Genomic DNA, 19,293 nt, shown 5'->3' on the forward strand with positions numbered 1-19,293 from the left:
CTCCTTTTGGCGCAACGCCATTAAGAAAAGGGCTTAATCATGACGATTTCTCAACGCTGCCAAATGGCGGTGACGCCGAAGGCTTGCCCGAATACAACCACTCGGGTATCGCGTGGACTGTGGGTTCAGGACGGCCAGCCCTTCGGTGTTGACGACTTCCTGCTCATGCAGCGGGTCGGCATTTTCGACGGGCTGACGGCGCTGCGCGGTAGAGAGCACAAGCGCTTGCCCGCGGATCAGCCATCTATGAGCACCACCAAACTGTGCGCGGTTCAAGCGAGGCTGGAACCACCTCAGGAGGCCGTATGACCGACGCCTCGATCCTTTTTCGTAACGCCCTGCAAACGGTCTATGGGCAGCTCGACTGGCTACCGGTGGCGGACGGCGCAATCCATCGATTCCATGTTCCGAACGACAAACCCGGCACAGTGAACGGTTGGTATGTGCTGTATTGGGATGGCATCGCCTCGGCCGCATTCGGTAGTTGGAAAGCGGGGGGGAAAAGCACTTGGAATAGCCGTGATTCTGCCGAGCCTCGTAGCGTTGAGCGACTGTGCCAGAACATTGAGCAGTCCCGTCAACAGCGAACAACCGCGCAGTTCAGCCGCCAGCAGGCCACCGCTGAAGTCGCGCAGCGGTGGTGGGTGAATGCCCCTCACGCCGATCCAGACCACCGTTATCTAATCGTCAAAGCTGTACGGCCATACGGTCTGCGCCAGCGCGGCGACCATTTGCTGGTACCGCTGTATGTCAGTGGGCAGCTGGTCAACTTGCAACGCATCGCCCTTGACGGCTCCAAGCGGTTCCTCTCAGGTGGACGGATCAGTGCCAGCTACTCGCCGCTGGGCCGCGTCGCACCGGGTCGGCCGCTGTATATCTGCGAGGGGTGGGCAACCGGAGCGACTCTCCATCAGAGGGGGCGTACCGTCGCCGTGGCCATGAACGCCGGCAACCTCAAATCGGTGGCGCTGTTACTGCGCGCCAAATACCCCGATATCGAAATCATCATCGCTGGCGACGACGATCGACAGACGCGGGGTAACCCTGGCCGCGCGGCGGCAATTGATGCCGCTAACGCATCTGGGGCACGGGTGAGTTTCCCCGAATGGCCCGCTGGCTCACCGGATGACCTTACTGACTTCAACGACCTTCACACCTGGAGGGCCGCCCAATGAAGCCAGCAGACAACAGCATGACGGTTCCACTGCGACCGGATACCAAACCGCAACTGTGGAGGGTCAATGCCGTCAGCGCCGCCAGTATTAAACCGGTGGCCATCCGCTGGCTTTGGCCAGGTTGGTTGGCCAAAGGCAAGTTGCACATCCTTGCAGGTGCCGGCGGCACCGGGAAAACCACGTTACTGCTGAGCCTGATCTCGACCATCACCACCGGTGGACGTTGGCCGGACGGCGAGCAGTGCGAAGAAGCCGGCAATGTGCTGATCTGGTCGAGCGAAGATGACCCGGCGGATACGCTGGTGCCACGCCTGGTTGCCGCTGGCGCCGATCGGTCGCGTATTTACATTATCCAAGGTCGAATCAACATCAGGGGCGAGGTCGACCCTTTTGATCCGTCCAACGACATTGGCTTGTTGCGAGAGACAGCCCGTGAGATCGGCGGGGTGTCCCTACTGATGCTCGACCCGGTGGTCAGCGCAGTTAAAGGCGATATGCACAAGGCCAACGACGTTCGCCGCGGCCTTCAAGGCGTGGTGGACTTTGCCGAACAGCACCTGTGTGCGGTGATTGGTATCAGTCACTTCGCCAAAGGTGGAGCTGGCTCAACACCCGCCGATCGGGTGATCGGTTCACAGGCCTTTTCCGCATTGGCTCGGACGGTGCTGGTTGCCGCCAAACAGCAGGATTCCGATGCCCGAGTCCTGGCGCGCGCCAAGTCCAATATTGGCACCGACGAGGGCGGCGTCTCCTACACGATCGAACCTTGCACCATTGCAGGAGGTATTGAGACCACCCACGTTCTCTGGGGTGACCTCATACAAGGATCTGCTCGGGACATTCTTCGTGATGTTGAGTCCGTGGACGATGAGTCACTCAACGACAGTGACGACCCCGCCGAAGCGCTGCGCCGTATTCTCAGCTCCGGATCACTGTCCGGAAAGGAAGCCAAGAGGCTGATGCTGGGCAACGGCTATACCCAAAAACAAATTAGGACTGCCCGCGAGCGACTCTCTGTCGTCACGGTTCGATCCGGCTTCGGAAGCGAGACGGTGACCCACTGGTCATTGCCCCAAGCGGAAGAGGAGACTCGCCCCTACCCTGCCGTCGCGCCCTCAAAACAACAATCATGCCCACGGCAGGACATGGGCACGACTGATGAAAAAGGGCATGACTGGGATAAACCGAGTTGTTCCCCGAAGGCGCTCAGTCATAACAGTGAACCCCTTCAAGAGTTGATGAGCCCCGTTAACGCAGATCGCTCAGAGCCGGGTTGTGCCCGCAATCACCTTGATAACGATTGGGAGGACCTCTGATGGCCGCTCTCGATTACCTCAAGGATCGGGGCTTAACCGCCCGCAGAACCGGTATGCGTATCCGTGTGTCACCCCTCTCGAAATTGACTGATGAAATTCGGCGATATGTGAAACGCAACCGCTTGGCCTTGATCGCCGAACTGGTTGCTGACGATGGCGTGGAACGGCGATGTCACTGGCAGGTGATCCGAGCAGGCAAGCCCCTGTGCATCATGCTTGGTGAGCCCCTGTCCAGGGATGAGGCACTGAGCGAGGTTCGGTGGCGATGGCCAGATGCCGACCTCCCGTAGCGGTTCAGGCCTACAACTTGAATGCGCACAAATGCCTGGACCGCCAGGATACATCGACTGTTGTTGGACCACGGGAGCACCTCCTTATGACCGCCTCCAAGACGCTGCACGTGATCGTTACCGACACGGAAATTCGTCGCCAGGCTGACTCAACTGTCCGCCAATTACGTGACCCGCGCTTCCCTGCTTTACGTTTTCGCTACTCCTCCATCAACCGCGCCAAAGGCTCGTGGTTTGTGGTGGTGGGTGACAAATGGGGCAAGGCCGGCAACTACCCTGATATCAATGCAAAGGCCATGCAGGCCACGTTGCCGGCGATCCTGCTGCGACGGTCTGCCGAACCGGGTGCACGCTCGACGGTCAACCGCTTTCAAACGGTCGGTGATCTGCTGACGTGGTACCTAGAGCGCATGTCCCGTGATCGCGGTTTATCGGCCAAACGCAAAGCCAGCGCCAAGTCGGCCGTGCGCTGCCAATTACAACCCCGACTGAACGCCTTGCCGCTGACCGGCCTCGACCGTGCCTCCCTGGACCAGCTGTTGCTGTGGCCGATGCAGGAACAGTACGCCCTGTCGTTTGTTCGCTCGGTGTACGGCGTGTTGACCGTGGCCTTTCGCCAAGCCGCGCGACTGGGTCTGATCGTGATCAATCCCATGACCAGCTTAAAATTCAACGATTTTGTGCAGACCCGGATCAAGCCCAAGCCGGCGCATTTACGAGCGGAAGACCTGGAAGAGGTCTTGGCGAACCTCAGCACAGAGTTCGCGACATCCCCCGTCGGGGGCATGCTGGTATTGATGATGCTTTGCCATGGCACTCGTTTGGGTGAAACCCGGGTGGCGCGCTGGAAGCACATCGACCTGACCCGCCGCCACTGGTTCATCCCTGCCGACGACACCAAAACCAAGCGCGAACTCACGCTGCCCCTGACCGATCAAGTGTGTGCGTTACTGCTGCGCTACCGCGAGCACCAAGCAGCTCACGGCTACGTCGGGGCCTACCTGTTTCCCGGCCAGACGCGACACCCCTTGAGTGCGAGCAAGGCCAGCCAGGTGTTTGTTCGTTTGGGTCAGGGCAACTGGACCAGCCACGACCTGCGCAAAGTGGCCCGCACCGCCTGGATGGACCTGGGCGTGGACTATTTGGTGGGCGAGATGCTGGTCAACCATGCGATGAAAACCCTGACCGCCACCTACATCCACACCAGCGCCGACACGCTGAAACGCAAGGCGCTGGAGGACTGGCATGCATGGCTCGACGAGCGAGGGTTTGCGGCGCTGCATCACGGGACAGGACCGGGACAGGCTACTTCGATAACCGTGCTGCACGCCCCCGTGCACAAGGCTCTCGGTCAATCCCAAGATCCATTGCCGAGGAGGATGTTTTGACATTGGACGAAAGGCCTCATCTCTCACGCGGATCACACCTTTCGCTGCAAACGCCTGACGGTGGATGCCCATGGTCTGACCAGCGAACCTCGCGTTGTACCCCGAGCTGGGACCGCAAAAGCGTAGAGGCGAATCGAACGCCTCAAAAGGCCGCAGAGGCCAAACCCGGTCGGAGTCGGAGCTCCCAATGTGAAAAGGTACTCCTGGCCCCCACCCCCCTTTGGGGGTAATTCGAGCCCCGCTTTCAAACGATGTATGACTTTTTCCGGCGTACCCACTTCCGGTTCCGGTCCGGCGTTTTACCGACTTTCTCATTCGTGACATCAGCTGCTCGAGGCGAACAAATGATTAATCGTCAATCTGCTCGGAGAAGGCTTGTTACGTGCCCTTCAAGGTTTCGGTGTTTTTTCAAAAAAACACTTTCTCCTCATGAAGTCCAACCGGTTTCAAGACGCACTACAGGACAGACCAAACCGGAACTCCCCCCCCTCAATGAGGGTTCTTTTTCGGCATCCTCAAGGAACAGGGTGGATGACAGCCTGGAGGCCGTTGGCAACGTGCAAGGTTCTTGAGGGTGAGGATCAACGGCACAGATGACCTGCCGGTCGAGGAGGTGGCCATGCTAGAGGGAGGTACAATCAGTGAAGGCGAGCGCCTGCGCCTGGCGGCCGGGACACTTCAGACTGACTGCTGTTTCCTTCGTCCTTTAGCCCTAGCGAGGTAAGAGTTTCTTGGCGCCCATCGATTCTGCTCAGTACATGGAGATTCTGCATCCGCCACTCAACGAACTCGTCGCCGCACTTTCAGCCGCCTCGCCGGACCGGCAGGCTGAGGGGACAGCTGCTCGATCAGAGCCCCCCCTCTCAGATCATCGATAAAACCTAAATATATTAGGTCTTGCGCGAGGCCGAGTAGGCGGTGGGCTTGAACAGCCACTGATCCGGATCCCAGGGAATATTAATGGAGAGGCTTCCACCGCTTGCCGAAGGTGTCTCTCCCTGTCGCTTGAGATCAATATCGTAAACAATCGCCAGCACTGTCTGGCCTTTATTGCCTTGATGAAGGGACAGCTCATTCGCGGTGAGCAGGAACGAATCGGCATGAGCACTGGTGGTGCCTTTCACCTCAATGAACCAATCACCACCGTCTTTCTTCGCTGAAAAATCGTACGGCGCCGTTGAGGACATGTCCTCAATGTCGGTGAAACCATGCTCAACAAGCGCATGCTGTGCTGTCGCCATGGCATGCAGTTCGACGGCGACTTTCTCCGCTTGGGTCAAGAATCGTCCTTGTCCACTGCCCGTCTTGGATTTTGTCTTCACAACCTGGGGCAGTTGCGCCTGATACTCCCGCACTTCAGGTGCTTCGGATAAAGGCGCTTTGCCGAGTCGCTCGGCTTCATAGATGGCGATCAACATACCCGTCAAGATCGTTAAGTCCTCCCAGAAGCCATTCTCGTCAAAGTCTTGCAGCGAGTAGCGTTTGGCGAATGCGATCGACTTTTCAAACTGGGAGGAAAGGTGATTGCCATGGAGCAACACCGCATCGGCGAAATTCGCCGTGGACTGAGGTTGATCCTCGAAGCAGCGCTGTGCCCACCGAATTTTGTCGGACAGCTCTTTGGGGTCGACATCGGCGAGGCTGCCATCCTTAAAGATCGTCGCGCCACACCCCAGGGTGAGGTAAAAAAAGTCCCCGCGGCTGGAGAAGTGAATGACGACATACCAACCTTGCGTTGCCGACGGCGACATTACCGGGTCATAAATACGAGTCCAGGCGGACATCGCCTTACGACCAATGCCGTCGCGCCCCTCTACCGCAAACGCGTATCCGTGTGCGGAGAACAGGGGTTCGTATCGCTCGACCTGTGCACACAATAAATCCGGGAGCTCGGTGCGCACCAGATAGCCCCGTCGCACCATGTCGTCGGTGTTTTGCGAGTCGTACTTGGTTTGCAGCAACAGAATTTCGCCGACTGTGTTCTTTAGGGCAACGGCGGGATTTAACCCTGCTTTAGGGACAATGGTGAAACCGCAGCGATGCAAGGCACGGAATGCGCTCGTCTCTCCCCCGCCTACGAAGTCACGGGGCCCGAACACACGCCGGTAAGCATTCTCCAGGGCGAGGCCAATTACCTGCTTCGGCGCATAGCGCTTCTCATTAAAGACCACATCAAACTTGATGGACTCCGCGAAGCGGGTCGTCGCACCGACATCCAGCTGCTCGAATGCATTGAGAAAGTGATCACGTTCCAAGGTCGCAAGTAACTCGGTGACAGATGGCATATGGGTGCGCGCACTCTGTTGGGCAATGAAAGGTGTTGTTGGCGATGATAGCCGTTAGCCGACGACTCACTTTGAGCCAGGCTCGAGGATGGCGTCTAGCGGAGTAGATCTGCGGCTGAAAATATCGATCGCCATATTTGGGGCCATGCTGGTCGCTAGCGAGTGGTGGCAATGTACAGACCGGCTGCTCACATGACCGGCAGAAATCGTTCTCCGATCTCCCGTCGCCCTTCCACGCCCTCACTGCTACGCTGCCCCTTACTTCATGGAGGAAACCCGATGTCCAACTCAGACCTGCTACCTTCGCTGTTGTACAAGATCAACCAAAATCAGCTTGCCCTGGAGGCTGCCATCCTGGAGCTTTCCAATTGGGTTGAGCAGCGTGGATCTGCCGAAGTCGCCGACAACGTTCGGGGTGCCTTGGATACCATCAGCAGGAACGAAGAATTTATTAATATGGCGCTCGCGGTGCTTATGACGCCGGAGTGATTCGATAACAGCTGCTGACCTAACAGTGATAACACGGTGCTCACGCAAGCCAGTCGATTCACAGACGGGTCGCAGGAGCCACGCGCATAGTTCGACAAGTACTATGCGCGGGCTAACGCACAGGGCGATTCAGCATCCGATGAAAGATCTGCTCAGCGTCTTTACCTGCTCCAGTCAACGCCCCAGCTTAAACCGAAGCGAAAACTGTGCTCTCCGCCAAACGTGGGCGTTCGAGTTCCCCTGCGAACATGGGGGGCGACTCCATGCTGTCGCTGAATTTTTGCTTCAGCGCCGTAACATTTGGGGCCTTCTTTACGTCCTTGGGCAGGCTGATTTTCTTCCTGTTATGAACCCCATAAATTGAATCTTCAAGACCGCTGGCGAGATGGATCACGCCCTTTTCATCGATCTTTAGCTTGCCTAGATCGAAGAGGGTATGGATATCCGCCCTGAGCAGTAACCCGTTGGTAACGTGGTTCGTTTGGTCGCCTGCGTATGGCTTGATGTGAGCCGCTTCAAGAACTGCCTCAACCGTGCAACCGGTCACGGCACACTTACCGTCGTAAGCGTCCAAAAGAGCTTTCCTGAATTTCGGCTGGCCTCGGCGCCGAACAATCGCCGCAAATACTTTTTTACGCTCATCGACCAGATTGTCGGGGTCAAAGGTACCAGCGGACTCAGCCTTTTCCTCTGCTTTAAGCACCTCGATTGGAGCCGTCGGCTTCGGCACATCTATTCCGAAGGCAGCGGAGACAAAGCCATTGAGGTCACCAAAATCATCGTCGATTCGAGAGAGACGATCACCCTTAATTTGAGTGAATCCTCGGTAGCCGTTGTAGAGGTAGTTGATTGCCGGCTCCGCTGCCACATGCACATTGACAGGCTTCGGCTCACTAAGGATGTACATGTACTCCCAAGTATTCCCATCGGAGTCCTCGTCCCAGATGCTCGCCGCCAAAGTGCGGTTGTGCAGCTTGAACAGTACAGACGACACATATCGGTAGTGATTGTCATAGGCGGTGAGAACGATGTCTCCTTCGCTCATGGCTTCCCAGGTAGGGATGTTTTTTTCCCCTGGAATGGCTCCCCAGGCGAAGAAGCCCCGGTCATCCGGCAACAGTGACTTTACGTAAGCAGCCTCATGGGGAGGGAGAGCAGCCTCGAGCTTGGAAAACGGGACCGGAGCCGAGATCGAATCTTTGATGTGAGCACGAGCAGCAGCCATCCCTGCTGTAAAAACAAACAACTGAGTCATCAATACTCCGTGTATTTCTTGGATTGTCCTTTAACCAGCTCAGCTGGGTACTTCTCGGCATTGTGCTTCAGTTTTTCCTCGGCGGCACTGATCAGATCAATTCCGCTGACAGAGCAGAAACGCAGAAGGTAGATAAAGATGTCCGCAACCTCATGCTCCACGGCGATCTGTTTTTCGGAGGGGAACCCCTGGACGGTTTCCTGAGCGCCAAGCCATTGGAAAATCTCCATCAGCTCTGCCGCCTCAACAGTCAGCGCCATGGCCAGATTTTTTGGCGTATGGAATTTCTCCCAGTCTCGAGCTTTCGAGAAGTCATCTACTTTTTGTTTGAGCAGACTGAGTCTGTCGGTTTGGTTCGCCACTTCGCTCATGTCGATTCCGTTGAGAAGAGGAATCTCAAGAATCTAGCACAGCAGAATGCCTAGATACGTGTTTGCCTTGACTGGATTGGGCAGTTGACCGCGTGCTTATACAGCCGCACTCGAGTTCCCGCCTTCGGCCGAATCCGCTCTTCATGTGATCCTCGATTCGACCGGTTGAATCCACAACCCAAACCGGTCAGTGGTGACAGGCAGCAATCGGCCCAGAGTGTGTAAAAACGCTCATAACCTGATCGTCTTGGGTCATTGACGTTCGTTGGCTGAGCGATCGCACGGTCAATGCTTCAAGTCGCATCGGTCGCGACCTGGAACACATAACGCTGTTTTTACAGCCTCTGGGATGGGCCACAACCAGCCTTTTTTATGCCGACAGCGCCTTCATTAAACCGTTAGCACCAATGATTTTCATGACCCGTTTCAAGTTGTAGGCGGCACATTCAAGCTCATCTCCGCGCTCACCCCGGCCAGCTTTCGCGTCAGGAAGTGCGTTGCACCCATCCATTGTTTGAGCGTCCCGAAGGGATGCTCAACAGTCCGTTTTCGGACTCGCATCAACTCTGGTGCTTTGCTCAGCCGAAGCTGCATCTCCTCCAATACGTCTTCATGCTCCCAGCGTCGAACTCGTCGTTCCGTGCTCGGTGTGCACTGCAATTTCAACGCGCAGCCCTGGCATTTCGAACTCCAGTAACGATGTAACTTCAGGCCTTTTTCAACGTAGGAGTAGTGCCAGATCAGCGCCTCTCCAGCCGGACAAATGTATTCGTTTTTCACCGTGTCATAGATGAAGGCATCGTTATTGAAGCGCCTGTCAGCCTTGGCTCCATAGGTCATCGGCTTGGGCACATAGGCGATGATACCCGCATCGTGACAAGCGAAGATTTGTTCGCTTTTGAAGTAACCTCGGTCAGCCACTACCGACAACGTATCTGACGCCATCGCCTCGCGGGCCTGCTTGGCCATAGAGCTGAGTTGATCGCGGTCGGAACCGATATTGGTCACCTCGTGCGCAACGATCAAAGGGTGCTGCGTATCGACCGCTGTCTGCACGTTATAGCCGACGATTCCCGTGCCGCGCGTCATCATGGAACGGGCGTCTGGATCGGTCAGTGAGACCTGTTTATCCGGCGATTCGTTGAGCTGGATTTCGATCGCTTGAAGCTCCTTCATTTGAGTTTTTAGCTTGGCGATTTTCTCTTCCAGCCGCACGGTGTTGGGCTCGGAGGTTGTTGGTTCTTGTCGATCGGCAGCATCGAGTGCCACCAGATAACCACTGATACTCGATTCAATTTCTTCCATTTTCCGCTTCAGTTTGGCGCTGGCGAAATTGCGGTCGCGGTTGTTGACGGCTTTGAATGTACTGCCATCGATGGCGACCAGATTTTCTCCGAACAGTCCCAACTGCTGACACAGCACAACGAACTGGCGACAGACGCCTCGGATGGCTTTGCTGTTGTCTTTTCGGAAGTTGGCGATGGTCTTGAAGTCCGGCATCAAACGTCCGGTCAACCACATCAGTTCGACGTTGCGTTGAGCTTCTCGCTGCAAACGTCGGCTCGACTGAATGCGATTGAGATAGCCGTAGATGTAGACCTTCAGCAAGATCGCGGGGTGGTAAGCCGGCCGGCCAGTATCGGCTGGAATGGCACCTTCAAAACCCAGATTGACCAGGTCAAGTTCGTCGACAAAGACGTCGACTACACGCACCGTATGGGTATCGCTGACGTAGTCGTCGAGGCTCTCGGGAAGTAAGGTGCCTTGGCCTCAATGTTCACCTTGGATAAAGCGCTTCATGGGCGATCCCTGCGATGAAATCCTCAGAAATCATAGCAAGGGTTCGCGAAGGCGTTTTTACACACTCTGGGCCCGAAGCAGCCATTCACGCTTGTTAAGAAAAGCGGTGGGCAATTCTCCAGCCCCCTTTCCCCGCCCTAGTGTTTTGCATGAGAATAGAGATTTATTGTAACTGTAGTGAATCACTAATCGCTGACACAAGTCTGTTACTCACCTATTACCTGCTGCGCCTTGAAAACAATGCAGTTCAAATTATCCGACGAACCGTAAGCTAATTTTTCGCAAACCAGGATTTCGGCTTCTAAAGTGAATCTCAAGCGCAAACTCCGAACTAACTCCGCGTGAGGCAATCATGAAGAAGCACGCTCCCAGCTCCATTATTACGGCCAAGGGGCGACTTGCGAGCACATGCCCACCTCCTTTCGTTCAACAAGGAAGTGTTCATCGGTTCCTAATCACAGGGAGCTTGCAGTTCACTAATCCTAACAGCATTGCGATTCCTATAACTTTGATCATAAAAGTAGTAGCACACGGAAGTGTTTTAGAAGAGCAAAAATATATATTGACCGTTCCTGCTTCACCTGAAGAGCTATATCACACGATCAGTACCGATTATCAATATACAGCCCAGTCTGGCCACACGAGAATTACGGTATGGCTAATGGCTTTCCAAGACAATGTAACCGATTCGGTTGTGACATATTGGCACGTTTGCGAATTCACTGTCCAATAATGGAGCGCTGCTATGACTTTGCGCCTTTCTACAGGACTCGACGGAAAAGTTAGCCTTACTTGTTCCGACCCTAGCACGCTGGAACGCCACACTGAACTTCATGCAATATCCTGTGAGCGCGAACTTGAGCGGATTAGTTTTTCACGTAGCCGCGAGGTTAATATTGACTGGGACCAAGTAATAAATTCTACCCCACTCAAACCAGCTCCCTACATGCTAGGTATTGGTGTTGAATATTTGCGTGGCGAACTCGAGAGACTTTGGGGCTTCCCGAATGGAATCGGGAGCGATGCAGAAGTTGCCAGCATTGAAATTTTCACTGAGTCAGTCGATCCGCCACTTGTAATTTTTTCTATACCGTACTCAACAAGATTATATACCATAGTATTAGTAGCAAACCAAAGCGGAACATTACCACCGCTCCCCCCTGCCTTCAAAACTGTTACTGCCTACAATAAATTCTGGGCTAGCGTTGAAACTATTAGCAGTCGGGATGGAAACATAACAGAAATGTCGTGTGTCGATTTAGCCCCAGCTATAATTTATCGCCAATATCGTGAACTGATCGCACTGCGCAAGTTAGGCGATGCACTTTCAAACAATGCGGATAAAATTGCATCACGGGAACTGGATAACTTCCTTTCGATTCAGGACATTGATGCTCTCACGGTGTCTTACTTGCAGATGAAGTCACTTAAAACAGATGTCGAGCTCAAACTTGAGCGTCTGCGAGATCGAGCGCGCGATTTGGGTTACTACCTTGCGCTCGAAAAAGAAACCATAACCTTGCCCGACGGAAATGTTGACGAGCTAGAAGCAGGCCAGATCTATCAGCCATTTGCGACTGTTATCAGTTGGGAAACCGTACATCACCGCCGTGTATTAGTAAGAAGCGGCAACTGGCTTTTCGGCAATTCTAGCTGGGTTATGCAGGTGCCATATAAACTTCAGCACATGCAACAGGTTATAAAATACCGAAAAACAATACCTGACTTCGACCCATGGATAGAGAAAGAACGAGAACTCAATAGCGCTGGCTTCATGGTCTATCGATTCGTACGCCTAGGAGAGAAGTATCTAACGACACAGGGCGAGTCTATTGAAGCAATCGTTGAGCGTTGCGAGATCGATGTTAACTTTTCTAAACGTTGCGCGGTTCTAATTCCGGTATACGAGCAGGGACTTGCAACCGGTGAAGTTCTCTCTCGCTACATCGTGATTCTGAGACCTCGCCGCGGTACTCAACCAGTACATCTTCCGAGATTATTTATCGAAGAAGACTTGTTATTCTCGACCCATTTCGATTCTGTAGAGGTTGGCGAAGTTGTCGAATCCATCAATTTGGCACCCGGTGAGGAACGTGAAATATTAATCGAAAAAACCACACTCTCAGAGCAGGAAGTGAGACGTACTGCTACTTCAATTAGCGACCTAACCGAATCAGATCGCATTGACCTCTCAACTGAGATGGAACGAGAAGCCACTAATTCCAGCGAACGCACCACTACCCAAAACATGAGTGCCAAGGTAGGCGGCAGTTATGGGCTTGCATCCGGTTCGGCAGAAGGCTCGACCTCTTCAACACAAACTACACGCCAGTTTGCACGCGACCTACAGAAAGTTGCCAATAAGGCTTCCCGCTCGGTCACTCGCCAAACTCGCCAAGAGCTGAAGACTGAATCCGTGACAAAGGTCAGCACCTCCTCGCGACAAAGTACAAAAATTACAATTAGAAATATAAACGATGGTCGCGCTTTAAATCTAATATTTTACCAGCTCTACAATATATACACTCTCTCGCTGCGACTTGAGCGGATGTCTTTTACCCTGCTATCAGGAAGAGAAATTATCGCTGGGAGTGGAATAGTATTGCCTGAAGTCTACTCACTAGATCAACTTTCAACGTTAATTGAACGAATGGACGTCACAAATTTTCCGATACAACCAAACACGTCAATATACCCAAATGACCCACAAAAATCAGCCCAAAACGCTTATAAGAAAATCATCGTAAAATGTATAAAGACAGCACTGGAAGAGTACAAGGTCGGGAAGCCGGACTCATCAGGTAGCATTGAAGTGCAACTACCCCCAGACAACAACAATTCACCCGCCGATACAGAGATAGCCCTACTGGCTAAGGAATTGAATAAGATTCAGTACACTGGCTCACTGATTACTCCGCCTGGACCTGGTGGAAATAGCGCTCAAACTTTAGTAATTGGCTCGCCTGGCTTGTATCTTGACTCAAACGTGGGCGTGCGCCCTAGCACCGAGCCTTATTCAGAAGAAATGCGAACAATAGAAATAGCAAAAGGGCTAGCTGAAGTACATGACGTAGAATCGAGAGCAAACTATAGCGACGCGCTGGCAAGGCGTTTGTCACGGGTAGAGCCAGGTAACGTTGTGACAGGAAGTGCAGTCGACCTCAGAAATTTGACACTAACTTTTGAGAAGCCACCACTGATAGGAGACTGGAGCCTTTATGTTGCGAATGCGTTCGTACGTGATTTTAGGATCTCGAACTCCGATCTTGTGCAGCACATTAGTTTTACGAACGCTCAACAATGGTTGAAGCAATCCAATTCCGAGCTGGCACGAATTGTTCACAAGAGCGTCGAGCAGGAACTGGCATTTGTAATCTGACTACAGGCTAGATAAATTGGAGTGGAGAAATGCCAGACCGAAATGCTAGAGCTGTAGCCTATGCAGGCACACCAGCAGTGCGTGCGACAACGCGTGTTGCGGGTGAGCACCAAGAAATCATTGCTTCTCCGGTAACCTATGGAGGAGCCTATGATATTTGCTTGCCAACAGACAACGAGGAACAGTCGCGAAGAATGTTTCGTGACTTCGCAATAAGTTTAAATGCCAAGGCAGAAGAGAGTGGAGGAAAATTTTTTCAAGGGCTTCTAAAAGCACCGGGGGCAGGTCAGCTCTATGAGCTCCAGATTAGGGAGTCGGTTGCGCGCTTTTCAAAAGTAGCAGATGAGATTGCAACAGAAGTACGCACTTCCGGAAAATACACCAAGGAGCTGGCTCAAAAACTGATTGAAGCGCGTCAAACTATGACGCACTCACTCAAGGATATTTTTCCTGCGGTGAGCCGGTTTCAAAGCTCAGTACCTATTGACGAACTTGAATCAACTTTAGCAACCCAAAACTTAGTTGCAGACGAGGCGGCATTAGCAAAATTAACAGGACGCCCGGAGCGAAACTTTACACGCAACATCATCAAGCGTGGCCAACAAGCGATAACCTATGTAGATGAGAACCCAATCAAACTAGATCTCCGGTTAGCCGAAAGACTTAAAGGACTTGAAAAATTCATGGTGGTCGTCGAGCTTGCGCCAGCAATATCGTTGCTACTGACGTCAAACAACGAACGCGAACAGCAGGCAGCATTGATTGCGCTCACTTCTAAGACAAGCGGGGTGCTTGCAGATGCCTTGGCCTCACAGTTCATGATGGGGTTTTGCGTTGGATTTGGGCTCACAACCGCTGGTTGGGGGTTCCTTGTATGTGGAACGGCAGCCATTGCTATTGGGATATATGCTGGAACGCAACTTGAAAATCACATGAATAGTAAGCTGACGCAGATAGCATTGCCGCCGACCTTACCGTAATGGCTATGATAACTTTTTGTTCGGGGAGATTATTCTATTCGTGCAGTGGTTTCTTTCAGCAGATCCCGGTCATTTTTGACCATTAATATCGACCATAGTCACATCCATCTCCGGCCTCCTGCTGCCAACGGCATCTATGGGTCGATTGCGGCCCGATGTGACAGGTCGAAATCGGCTGTCGTGAGGGAGCGCAATCGACTCATAGCTGTCAATTGTGACAGGTAAAAAGCGAACGAGTGAAGTCGTTCGCTTCGCGCCACACTAGACTGGATGCCACCCTCCTTCTGGGGTGTACCTGGGCTTTCCCGTGATCTTCGTGAGGACTCACTTGAGCCCGTAATTTCGCTTCTGCTTAACGATGGGGTTACACGCTGCTGGTAGGCTTGAGACGTGAATGTTTTCTTCGCCCCTCCATCAGTACCGCCTTTGCCTCTTCTCTATTTCCGGATTGGCAATGAAGGATGTATTGCTCAAGCTTCGCCTCATTCTCGTAGTCGATCTCCAGCCAATCCAGCTCTGCATCAACATACTGCATAATGTCTTCGAGTTTCGCACTGAACCACTCACCGTTTGTGCGGTACCGGGCAAAATGTTCGTGACACTTCGTCTCGGCCGCAAGACAGTCTGCTACCTTGGCATTGACTACATTGACTAGCGCGCTCCCATGGCCGCCCATCTGCGCGCGCTGACGATGCCCCGTCGACTTGGTATGTCCGATCTTGCTGAGCCCCGTCATTCCATCGAACAAAACATAGACATATCCGGTCAGCCGGTCAGGCGGGCTCGTTGGAGTGCCGGGCACTCGCGATGCAAGATGAGGGAGGAATTCTTTCGCAGCTTGTACCAAATGCGCCCAGGTAGGCTTCACATCTCGGCTCGCTAGATCGATAGTCCGCTTCCGCTGTCCAATGTTACGATCGAACTCATCCGCATGCGCCAAGCGGGTTGCCTCATCGACAATCATGCCCCAGCCCAAGTTCGCCAACTCTCGCTGGAAGCGCGTCGCAGGCAGATCGAAAGTGACCGCCAAGTCGGCGAGTTCGACGCTCTGGACTTGTTCGGCCAATCCGCTTTCTTGAGCTTCGTTTTTGATGTTGTTGGTCACTTGAATCCCCTCCCGTTGCCTAGATGTGAAAACCGCGCCCTAGAACTGCGAAAGTCCGCGACAAGGCGACCGGTACCTGGACGGCTTTTCCTACCTACTTAATAGCGTCTGTGACCTTCCTTTTTCTGGAGTTTCACATTGGTTTCATCACGGAGGGCCCGAGATTCCTTTTGGAAGCGGCTATGATCGTCCTCGGTGATGTGCCCGAAATCGTGAAGCGCGTCGATGTAACCATCAACCTCGGCCAAGGCCTCTCCTAGATCCCGGTGGTCGGTCGTATTGCTGATACGACGCATACGGTACTCAATAGCATCAAAGGCGCTGGGCATGTCGTATTTTCCCTTACTCAAAGATGCGGTTCAGCTGCTTGTAGTCATCCCATTCAATACCAAGCACTTTGGCAACCTTACGCTGTCGATCCAAGCGCCATTCTTGAGCTTGCTCCGGTGATTCAGCTACCAAACGGATTACGAACTCATCAACTTCAAGTCCATGGCTTTTGGCAGCTGCTGCGAAGAACACACAGCGTTGTTGCTGCCGGTACTCATCAACGGTCATGCCACACGCCTCAATTACGTTCGGTCTGACCGATTCGATTTCAGCCAAAGCCCGAGGGTTGTCTGCGAAGAATTTGTCGCGAGCCACGCTGTACCGCTTCTCAATAGTCATAGTTTCTTTTTTCCGAGATCAGTGAGCGCCGGTTGAAGGGGATGTGCAGCGCGCCACGAGAGCAAGAGCATTATTTGCTTCAAGCTCCCAACGCTTCGCATACCCAGCGTTCTGCTCCGATGCCGTCTTGTAATCCTGAGCTTGCAGTTTCCAGTCTCCGGCCATCTCTTTCCAACCGTCGATCTGTGCCTGCAAAGGGGGGCTGATCAGCTTCGCGCCCAAAAGCATCCCTACACCCATTGCCCCAACGATGTACACCCAAGCCTTGGCAGTGAGCCGGTCGGCTTTGTTTTCAACAGCCATTTCAGTTGTCGCAGTGGACATATGATTGCTACCTGTCTGCGGGCACGAGATTCGCGCCTCTCCTACTGACCCTGCCCCGGGTTTTGTAGGCCGGGGCTTGGGTGTTACTGGTGCGCTTTTCCTCAACAAATGGGCTGGCCGCAACGTCCGATTACGCGGCGAGGATCTTATTGATCAAGGCCCTTGAAGCCGTGCACGACCCAGACGACGCCCAGCCAAGCACATAAAGTGAGGCACAGGGAACCAGCCACACCCACAACATAAACAGCCGCTCATCAGCATGGACTTGCCAGGCAACAGCACCGCAGAACACACCAAACACACCGCAGAACACTAGCCAAAGCCGGTGCCATCCATTCAGACGCTTCATGATTTCCCTAGCTATCAACGGTACTCAATAAACTGTTCGATGTAGGACGGGAGCTCGCCTCCTAAATCGTGGTTTACCTGGAAATATTCCTCCCATGCACCGCACGTTTTGAAGAAGAACATAGTCAGGTCAACGAGTTCACCTCCGGGCCGACGAATTTGATAGACGTCCTTCATCTTCAACGATCCGTTAATAGGGTGGCCATCTAACCCTAAAGCCACCACTGCTTCTTGTGCGGTATCAATGCGGGTCTCCAAAACCAACAGATGCTTTGAGGCATTGGCGATATCGGCACAGTCGCCGAATAAGCCATCTGCCATGGCTCGCCACGAGGAGTTGAACGCGTGGTCGCCCTTCTGTACCTGCTTGGTCTGCATAACCCAGTCACGCAAGGATGAGTTCGTGACGCAGAAATTGAAAAGGTGGTCAGCCATAGATTGAAGGTCCGTTGCTTTCCAGGTGCGGCCTGCCTCACGAAAGAGCTTCAGAGCGATATCTTTTGGGGTGTGATAAATCGTTATCATGACTTTTCCTAGGTCATTTTGCCGCCGCGAGAAGGATGCCGTCAGTCGCCGTCAGCTAGTCGTCTTCGCGGGTGCAGCTTCAAAGGCAGTTGAGCGGTTAAAGGCCTCGTATACAAAGGCGTGCATGTACTTTTTAACCAACGGCTTCAAACGGTCGTAAGCTTTGTCGAGATCATGAAGCTCGACTTTCTCTACCCATACTGGGAATTTGCTCGCCAGCTCCGCGTCAGCAATCGAGCTGGCGTGTTTGATCAGGTTATTGAGCATTCTCAGCTCATTCACCGCCTCAAAGCCGTCGAGCTTTGAACCGTCAATTTCTGACTGGGGTTCGCCACGAAGAATCTTATCGATTTTCTTCTTACCGATATCCGGAAACGTTGTGCGCAGCACACGCTTTATATGTGTCTCGACCTGTCGGTATAGCCCACTGATCGCGAGGGCATGCCCGAGCTTTTTAACCTCGCCGAGTTGACAAAAATCATCCTCAAGGTAAGACCGATAGGCTTCCATTTCGCCTTCATGCTCGAAACCAGCCGCGCTCAAACTTTCATACTGTTCACGAAGGCTTTTCTCGCTCTGAGTCGCAGCTGAGTGCAGCAGCGAATGGAACTCATCCAGCACGTCAAAACTGTGTGCAAGGTGGATGGCTTTCATGATTTGCCCGAAGCTGAAAGCTTTCTTTGGTGAGGTGCTCATTACCCAGCATTTTCCTTGAGTTGCTTGTACTTAATTTGCCCAGCAGCGATAGCAGCTTTCGCTCGGCTGAGTGCGGAGCCCTCAGCCTGCGCCGCTGTAGAACCCTCAGCATCGAAGCACAAATTCGTCAGTGACTCATCTGTCAGGCCAATGATGACTTCGCACCGATCATGACCGGGAGCGATTTTCTCAACCGGGCGAATGGTCGCGTCGTCAATGCGTTTCGTGGCCATGCGGATTTTTCGTCCCCATTTGCTGACTGGAAACCGCACCGCTCTTACGTCCTCGGCCCAGCGTTTTACGGCTGGGCTTAGGTGAACCTGGGCGACTTTTCCTATGCGTCTGGAGTGCTATTGAAAAACCTGCGCCGCAAGCCACCGCTTGCGCGTTGCCGACGCATCACCGCCTATCATCAATGCATCCCACCTGTAACCCGCGCTCGCCGCCCATGCGGCAGTGCAGGGTCCTTCAGGAATCATCTGTTCAATCATCACTGGCGATTTCATGGGCGCCTTTCCTATCAACTGCAGTGTCACGCAGACACTGATCAGTCTTCATACCAATTCGAATAACCGCCTATGCGTAAGGATTTGGAAGTCCCGCTTCGCAAATCACGGCTAAGAAAACTTCGCGGGTCTCACGGCTGTTTCTACCGCTTGGGGCATGATTCGGATCAGATCGCTCTATGTCTTCCCATAAACAGTACCAAGCATCTCTTGGAGCAAAAAATACAGGAGGTCGTCCGTCGAATTGGTCGCCAGTAATATCGATGACGATATCATCAAGTTCTAGCCACGCATGGGTCCCACGACCCAGTTCGCCGCTGAGTATATTCAGCCTGCAAACCAAGCCGGTCTTTGAGAAAATCAGCAAGAATTTTTGAGACAACACCACCGCA

17 protein-coding genes and 1 pseudogene are annotated in these 19,293 nt (G+C 53.4%); 7 read left to right on the forward strand and 11 right to left on the reverse strand.

What is annotated here, in order from left to right; all coding sequences use genetic code 11:
- Window positions 1-39 precede the first annotated feature (39 nt).
- The 4 genes from JFU47_RS12180 to JFU47_RS12195 all read left to right on the forward strand — a co-directional run bounded on the left by JFU47_RS12180 (window position 40) and on the right by JFU47_RS12195 (window position 4,169).
- Window positions 40-309: a hypothetical protein gene (locus JFU47_RS12180; protein WP_201183178.1), complete on the forward strand. Its 270-nt coding sequence runs from the start codon at window positions 40-42 to the stop codon at window positions 307-309.
- Complete coding sequence (locus tag JFU47_RS12185; RefSeq protein ID WP_201183180.1) at window positions 306-1,175, forward strand: toprim domain-containing protein; 870 nt, start codon at window positions 306-308, stop codon at window positions 1,173-1,175. Before JFU47_RS12180 ends, JFU47_RS12185 begins: the two co-directional genes overlap by 4 nt.
- The gene (locus JFU47_RS12190; RefSeq protein WP_201183183.1) at window positions 1,172-2,491 is read left to right on the forward strand and encodes an AAA family ATPase; all 1,320 of its coding nucleotides are present in this window, start codon (window positions 1,172-1,174) and stop codon (window positions 2,489-2,491) included. The genes JFU47_RS12185 and JFU47_RS12190 overlap by 4 nt, the downstream gene beginning before the upstream one ends.
- A gap of 376 nt (window positions 2,492-2,867) precedes the next feature.
- Window positions 2,868-4,169, forward strand: a complete 1,302-nt coding sequence (locus JFU47_RS12195) for a tyrosine-type recombinase/integrase (protein WP_201183185.1) — start codon at window positions 2,868-2,870, stop codon at window positions 4,167-4,169.
- An 890-nt stretch (window positions 4,170-5,059) separates the two neighbouring features.
- Here the strand turns inward: JFU47_RS12195 and JFU47_RS12200 are convergent.
- Complete coding sequence (locus JFU47_RS12200) at window positions 5,060-6,424, reverse strand: MrcB family domain-containing protein (RefSeq protein ID WP_201183187.1); 1,365 nt, start codon at window positions 6,422-6,424, stop codon at window positions 5,060-5,062.
- A gap of 309 nt (window positions 6,425-6,733) precedes the next feature.
- Between JFU47_RS12200 and JFU47_RS12205 the strand changes: the two genes are divergently transcribed.
- A complete protein-coding gene (locus JFU47_RS12205) occupies window positions 6,734-6,943 on the forward strand; it encodes a hypothetical protein (RefSeq protein WP_154501622.1) in 210 nt (69 codons plus the stop codon).
- Between the two features lie 187 nt (window positions 6,944-7,130).
- Here the strand turns inward: JFU47_RS12205 and JFU47_RS12210 are convergent, their stop codons facing one another.
- From JFU47_RS12210 to JFU47_RS12220, 3 genes and pseudogenes are all read right to left on the reverse strand, one after another.
- On the reverse strand, window positions 7,131-8,198 hold the full coding sequence (locus JFU47_RS12210) for an HNH endonuclease (RefSeq protein ID WP_242485115.1): 1,068 nt from the start codon (window positions 8,196-8,198) through the stop codon (window positions 7,131-7,133).
- Window positions 8,198-8,569, reverse strand: a complete 372-nt coding sequence (locus tag JFU47_RS12215) for a nucleotide pyrophosphohydrolase (RefSeq protein WP_201183189.1) — start codon at window positions 8,567-8,569, stop codon at window positions 8,198-8,200. Before JFU47_RS12215 ends, JFU47_RS12210 begins: the two co-directional genes overlap by 1 nt.
- A 370-nt stretch (window positions 8,570-8,939) precedes the next feature.
- A pseudogene (locus tag JFU47_RS12220) lies at window positions 8,940-10,369 on the reverse strand (IS1182 family transposase).
- Window positions 10,370-11,114: 745 nt separating this feature from the next.
- Here JFU47_RS12220 and JFU47_RS12225 point away from each other — a divergent pair.
- Together JFU47_RS12225 and JFU47_RS12230 are read left to right on the forward strand one after the other, a co-directional pair.
- Complete coding sequence (locus JFU47_RS12225; RefSeq protein WP_201183191.1) at window positions 11,115-13,748, forward strand: hypothetical protein; 2,634 nt, start codon at window positions 11,115-11,117, stop codon at window positions 13,746-13,748.
- 29 nt (window positions 13,749-13,777) lie between these two features.
- Complete coding sequence (locus tag JFU47_RS12230) at window positions 13,778-14,728, forward strand: hypothetical protein (RefSeq protein WP_201183193.1); 951 nt, start codon at window positions 13,778-13,780, stop codon at window positions 14,726-14,728.
- Between the two features lie 364 nt (window positions 14,729-15,092).
- Here the strand turns inward: JFU47_RS12230 and JFU47_RS33290 are convergent, their stop codons facing one another.
- From JFU47_RS33290 to JFU47_RS12265, 7 genes are all read right to left on the reverse strand, one after another.
- A complete protein-coding gene (locus JFU47_RS33290; protein ID WP_201183194.1) occupies window positions 15,093-15,833 on the reverse strand; it encodes a GIY-YIG nuclease family protein in 741 nt (246 codons plus the stop codon).
- Between the two features lie 98 nt (window positions 15,834-15,931).
- A complete protein-coding gene (locus JFU47_RS12240) occupies window positions 15,932-16,162 on the reverse strand; it encodes a hypothetical protein (protein WP_201183196.1) in 231 nt (76 codons plus the stop codon).
- Window positions 16,163-16,175: 13 nt separating this feature from the next.
- Window positions 16,176-16,502: a DUF6388 family protein gene (locus JFU47_RS12245; protein WP_201183198.1), complete on the reverse strand. Its 327-nt coding sequence runs from the start codon at window positions 16,500-16,502 to the stop codon at window positions 16,176-16,178.
- Window positions 16,503-16,520: 18 nt separating this feature from the next.
- Complete coding sequence (locus JFU47_RS12250; protein WP_201183200.1) at window positions 16,521-16,826, reverse strand: hypothetical protein; 306 nt, start codon at window positions 16,824-16,826, stop codon at window positions 16,521-16,523.
- Window positions 16,827-17,189: 363 nt separating this feature from the next.
- Window positions 17,190-17,699 (reverse strand): hypothetical protein, encoded by a 510-nt coding sequence (locus JFU47_RS12255; RefSeq protein WP_201183202.1) that lies wholly within the window; start codon window positions 17,697-17,699, stop codon window positions 17,190-17,192.
- Window positions 17,700-17,750: 51 nt separating this feature from the next.
- Entirely contained in the window at window positions 17,751-18,395 is a 645-nt protein-coding gene (locus JFU47_RS12260; RefSeq protein ID WP_201183204.1) for a hypothetical protein, read from the reverse strand.
- The gene (locus JFU47_RS12265) at window positions 18,395-18,628 is read right to left on the reverse strand and encodes a hypothetical protein (protein WP_201183206.1); all 234 of its coding nucleotides are present in this window, start codon (window positions 18,626-18,628) and stop codon (window positions 18,395-18,397) included. The genes JFU47_RS12260 and JFU47_RS12265 overlap by 1 nt, the downstream gene beginning before the upstream one ends.
- Between the last annotated feature and the right edge of the window lie 665 nt (window positions 18,629-19,293).

It is taken from the genome of Pseudomonas sp. TH39(2020), from assembly GCF_016650715.1.
Classification (GTDB): Bacteria; Pseudomonadota; Gammaproteobacteria; order Pseudomonadales; family Pseudomonadaceae; genus Aquipseudomonas; species Aquipseudomonas mandelii_C.

What these genes read in the sequence shown, in the direction of transcription:
- JFU47_RS12180 (WP_201183178.1), top strand. Translation starts at nt 40, where the DNA reads ATGACGATTTCTCAACGCTGCCAAATGGCGGTGACGCCGAAGGCTTGC.
- JFU47_RS12185 (WP_201183180.1), top strand. Translation starts at nt 306, where the DNA reads ATGACCGACGCCTCGATCCTTTTTCGTAACGCCCTGCAAACGGTCTAT.
- JFU47_RS12190 (WP_201183183.1), top strand. Translation starts at nt 1,172, where the DNA reads ATGAAGCCAGCAGACAACAGCATGACGGTTCCACTGCGACCGGATACC.
- JFU47_RS12195 (WP_201183185.1), top strand. Translation starts at nt 2,868, where the DNA reads ATGACCGCCTCCAAGACGCTGCACGTGATCGTTACCGACACGGAAATT.
- JFU47_RS12205 (WP_154501622.1), top strand. Translation starts at nt 6,734, where the DNA reads ATGTCCAACTCAGACCTGCTACCTTCGCTGTTGTACAAGATCAACCAA.
- JFU47_RS12210 (WP_242485115.1), bottom strand. Translation starts at nt 8,198, where the DNA reads ATGACTCAGTTGTTTGTTTTTACAGCAGGGATGGCTGCTGCTCGTGCT.
- JFU47_RS12215 (WP_201183189.1), bottom strand. Translation starts at nt 8,569, where the DNA reads ATGAGCGAAGTGGCGAACCAAACCGACAGACTCAGTCTGCTCAAACAA.
- JFU47_RS12225 (WP_201183191.1), top strand. Translation starts at nt 11,115, where the DNA reads ATGACTTTGCGCCTTTCTACAGGACTCGACGGAAAAGTTAGCCTTACT.
- JFU47_RS12230 (WP_201183193.1), top strand. Translation starts at nt 13,778, where the DNA reads ATGCCAGACCGAAATGCTAGAGCTGTAGCCTATGCAGGCACACCAGCA.
- JFU47_RS12240 (WP_201183196.1), bottom strand. Translation starts at nt 16,162, where the DNA reads ATGCCCAGCGCCTTTGATGCTATTGAGTACCGTATGCGTCGTATCAGC.
- JFU47_RS12245 (WP_201183198.1), bottom strand. Translation starts at nt 16,502, where the DNA reads ATGACTATTGAGAAGCGGTACAGCGTGGCTCGCGACAAATTCTTCGCA.
- JFU47_RS12250 (WP_201183200.1), bottom strand. Translation starts at nt 16,826, where the DNA reads ATGTCCACTGCGACAACTGAAATGGCTGTTGAAAACAAAGCCGACCGG.
- JFU47_RS12255 (WP_201183202.1), bottom strand. Translation starts at nt 17,699, where the DNA reads ATGATAACGATTTATCACACCCCAAAAGATATCGCTCTGAAGCTCTTT.
- JFU47_RS12260 (WP_201183204.1), bottom strand. Translation starts at nt 18,395, where the DNA reads ATGAGCACCTCACCAAAGAAAGCTTTCAGCTTCGGGCAAATCATGAAA.
- JFU47_RS12265 (WP_201183206.1), bottom strand. Translation starts at nt 18,628, where the DNA reads ATGGCCACGAAACGCATTGACGACGCGACCATTCGCCCGGTTGAGAAA.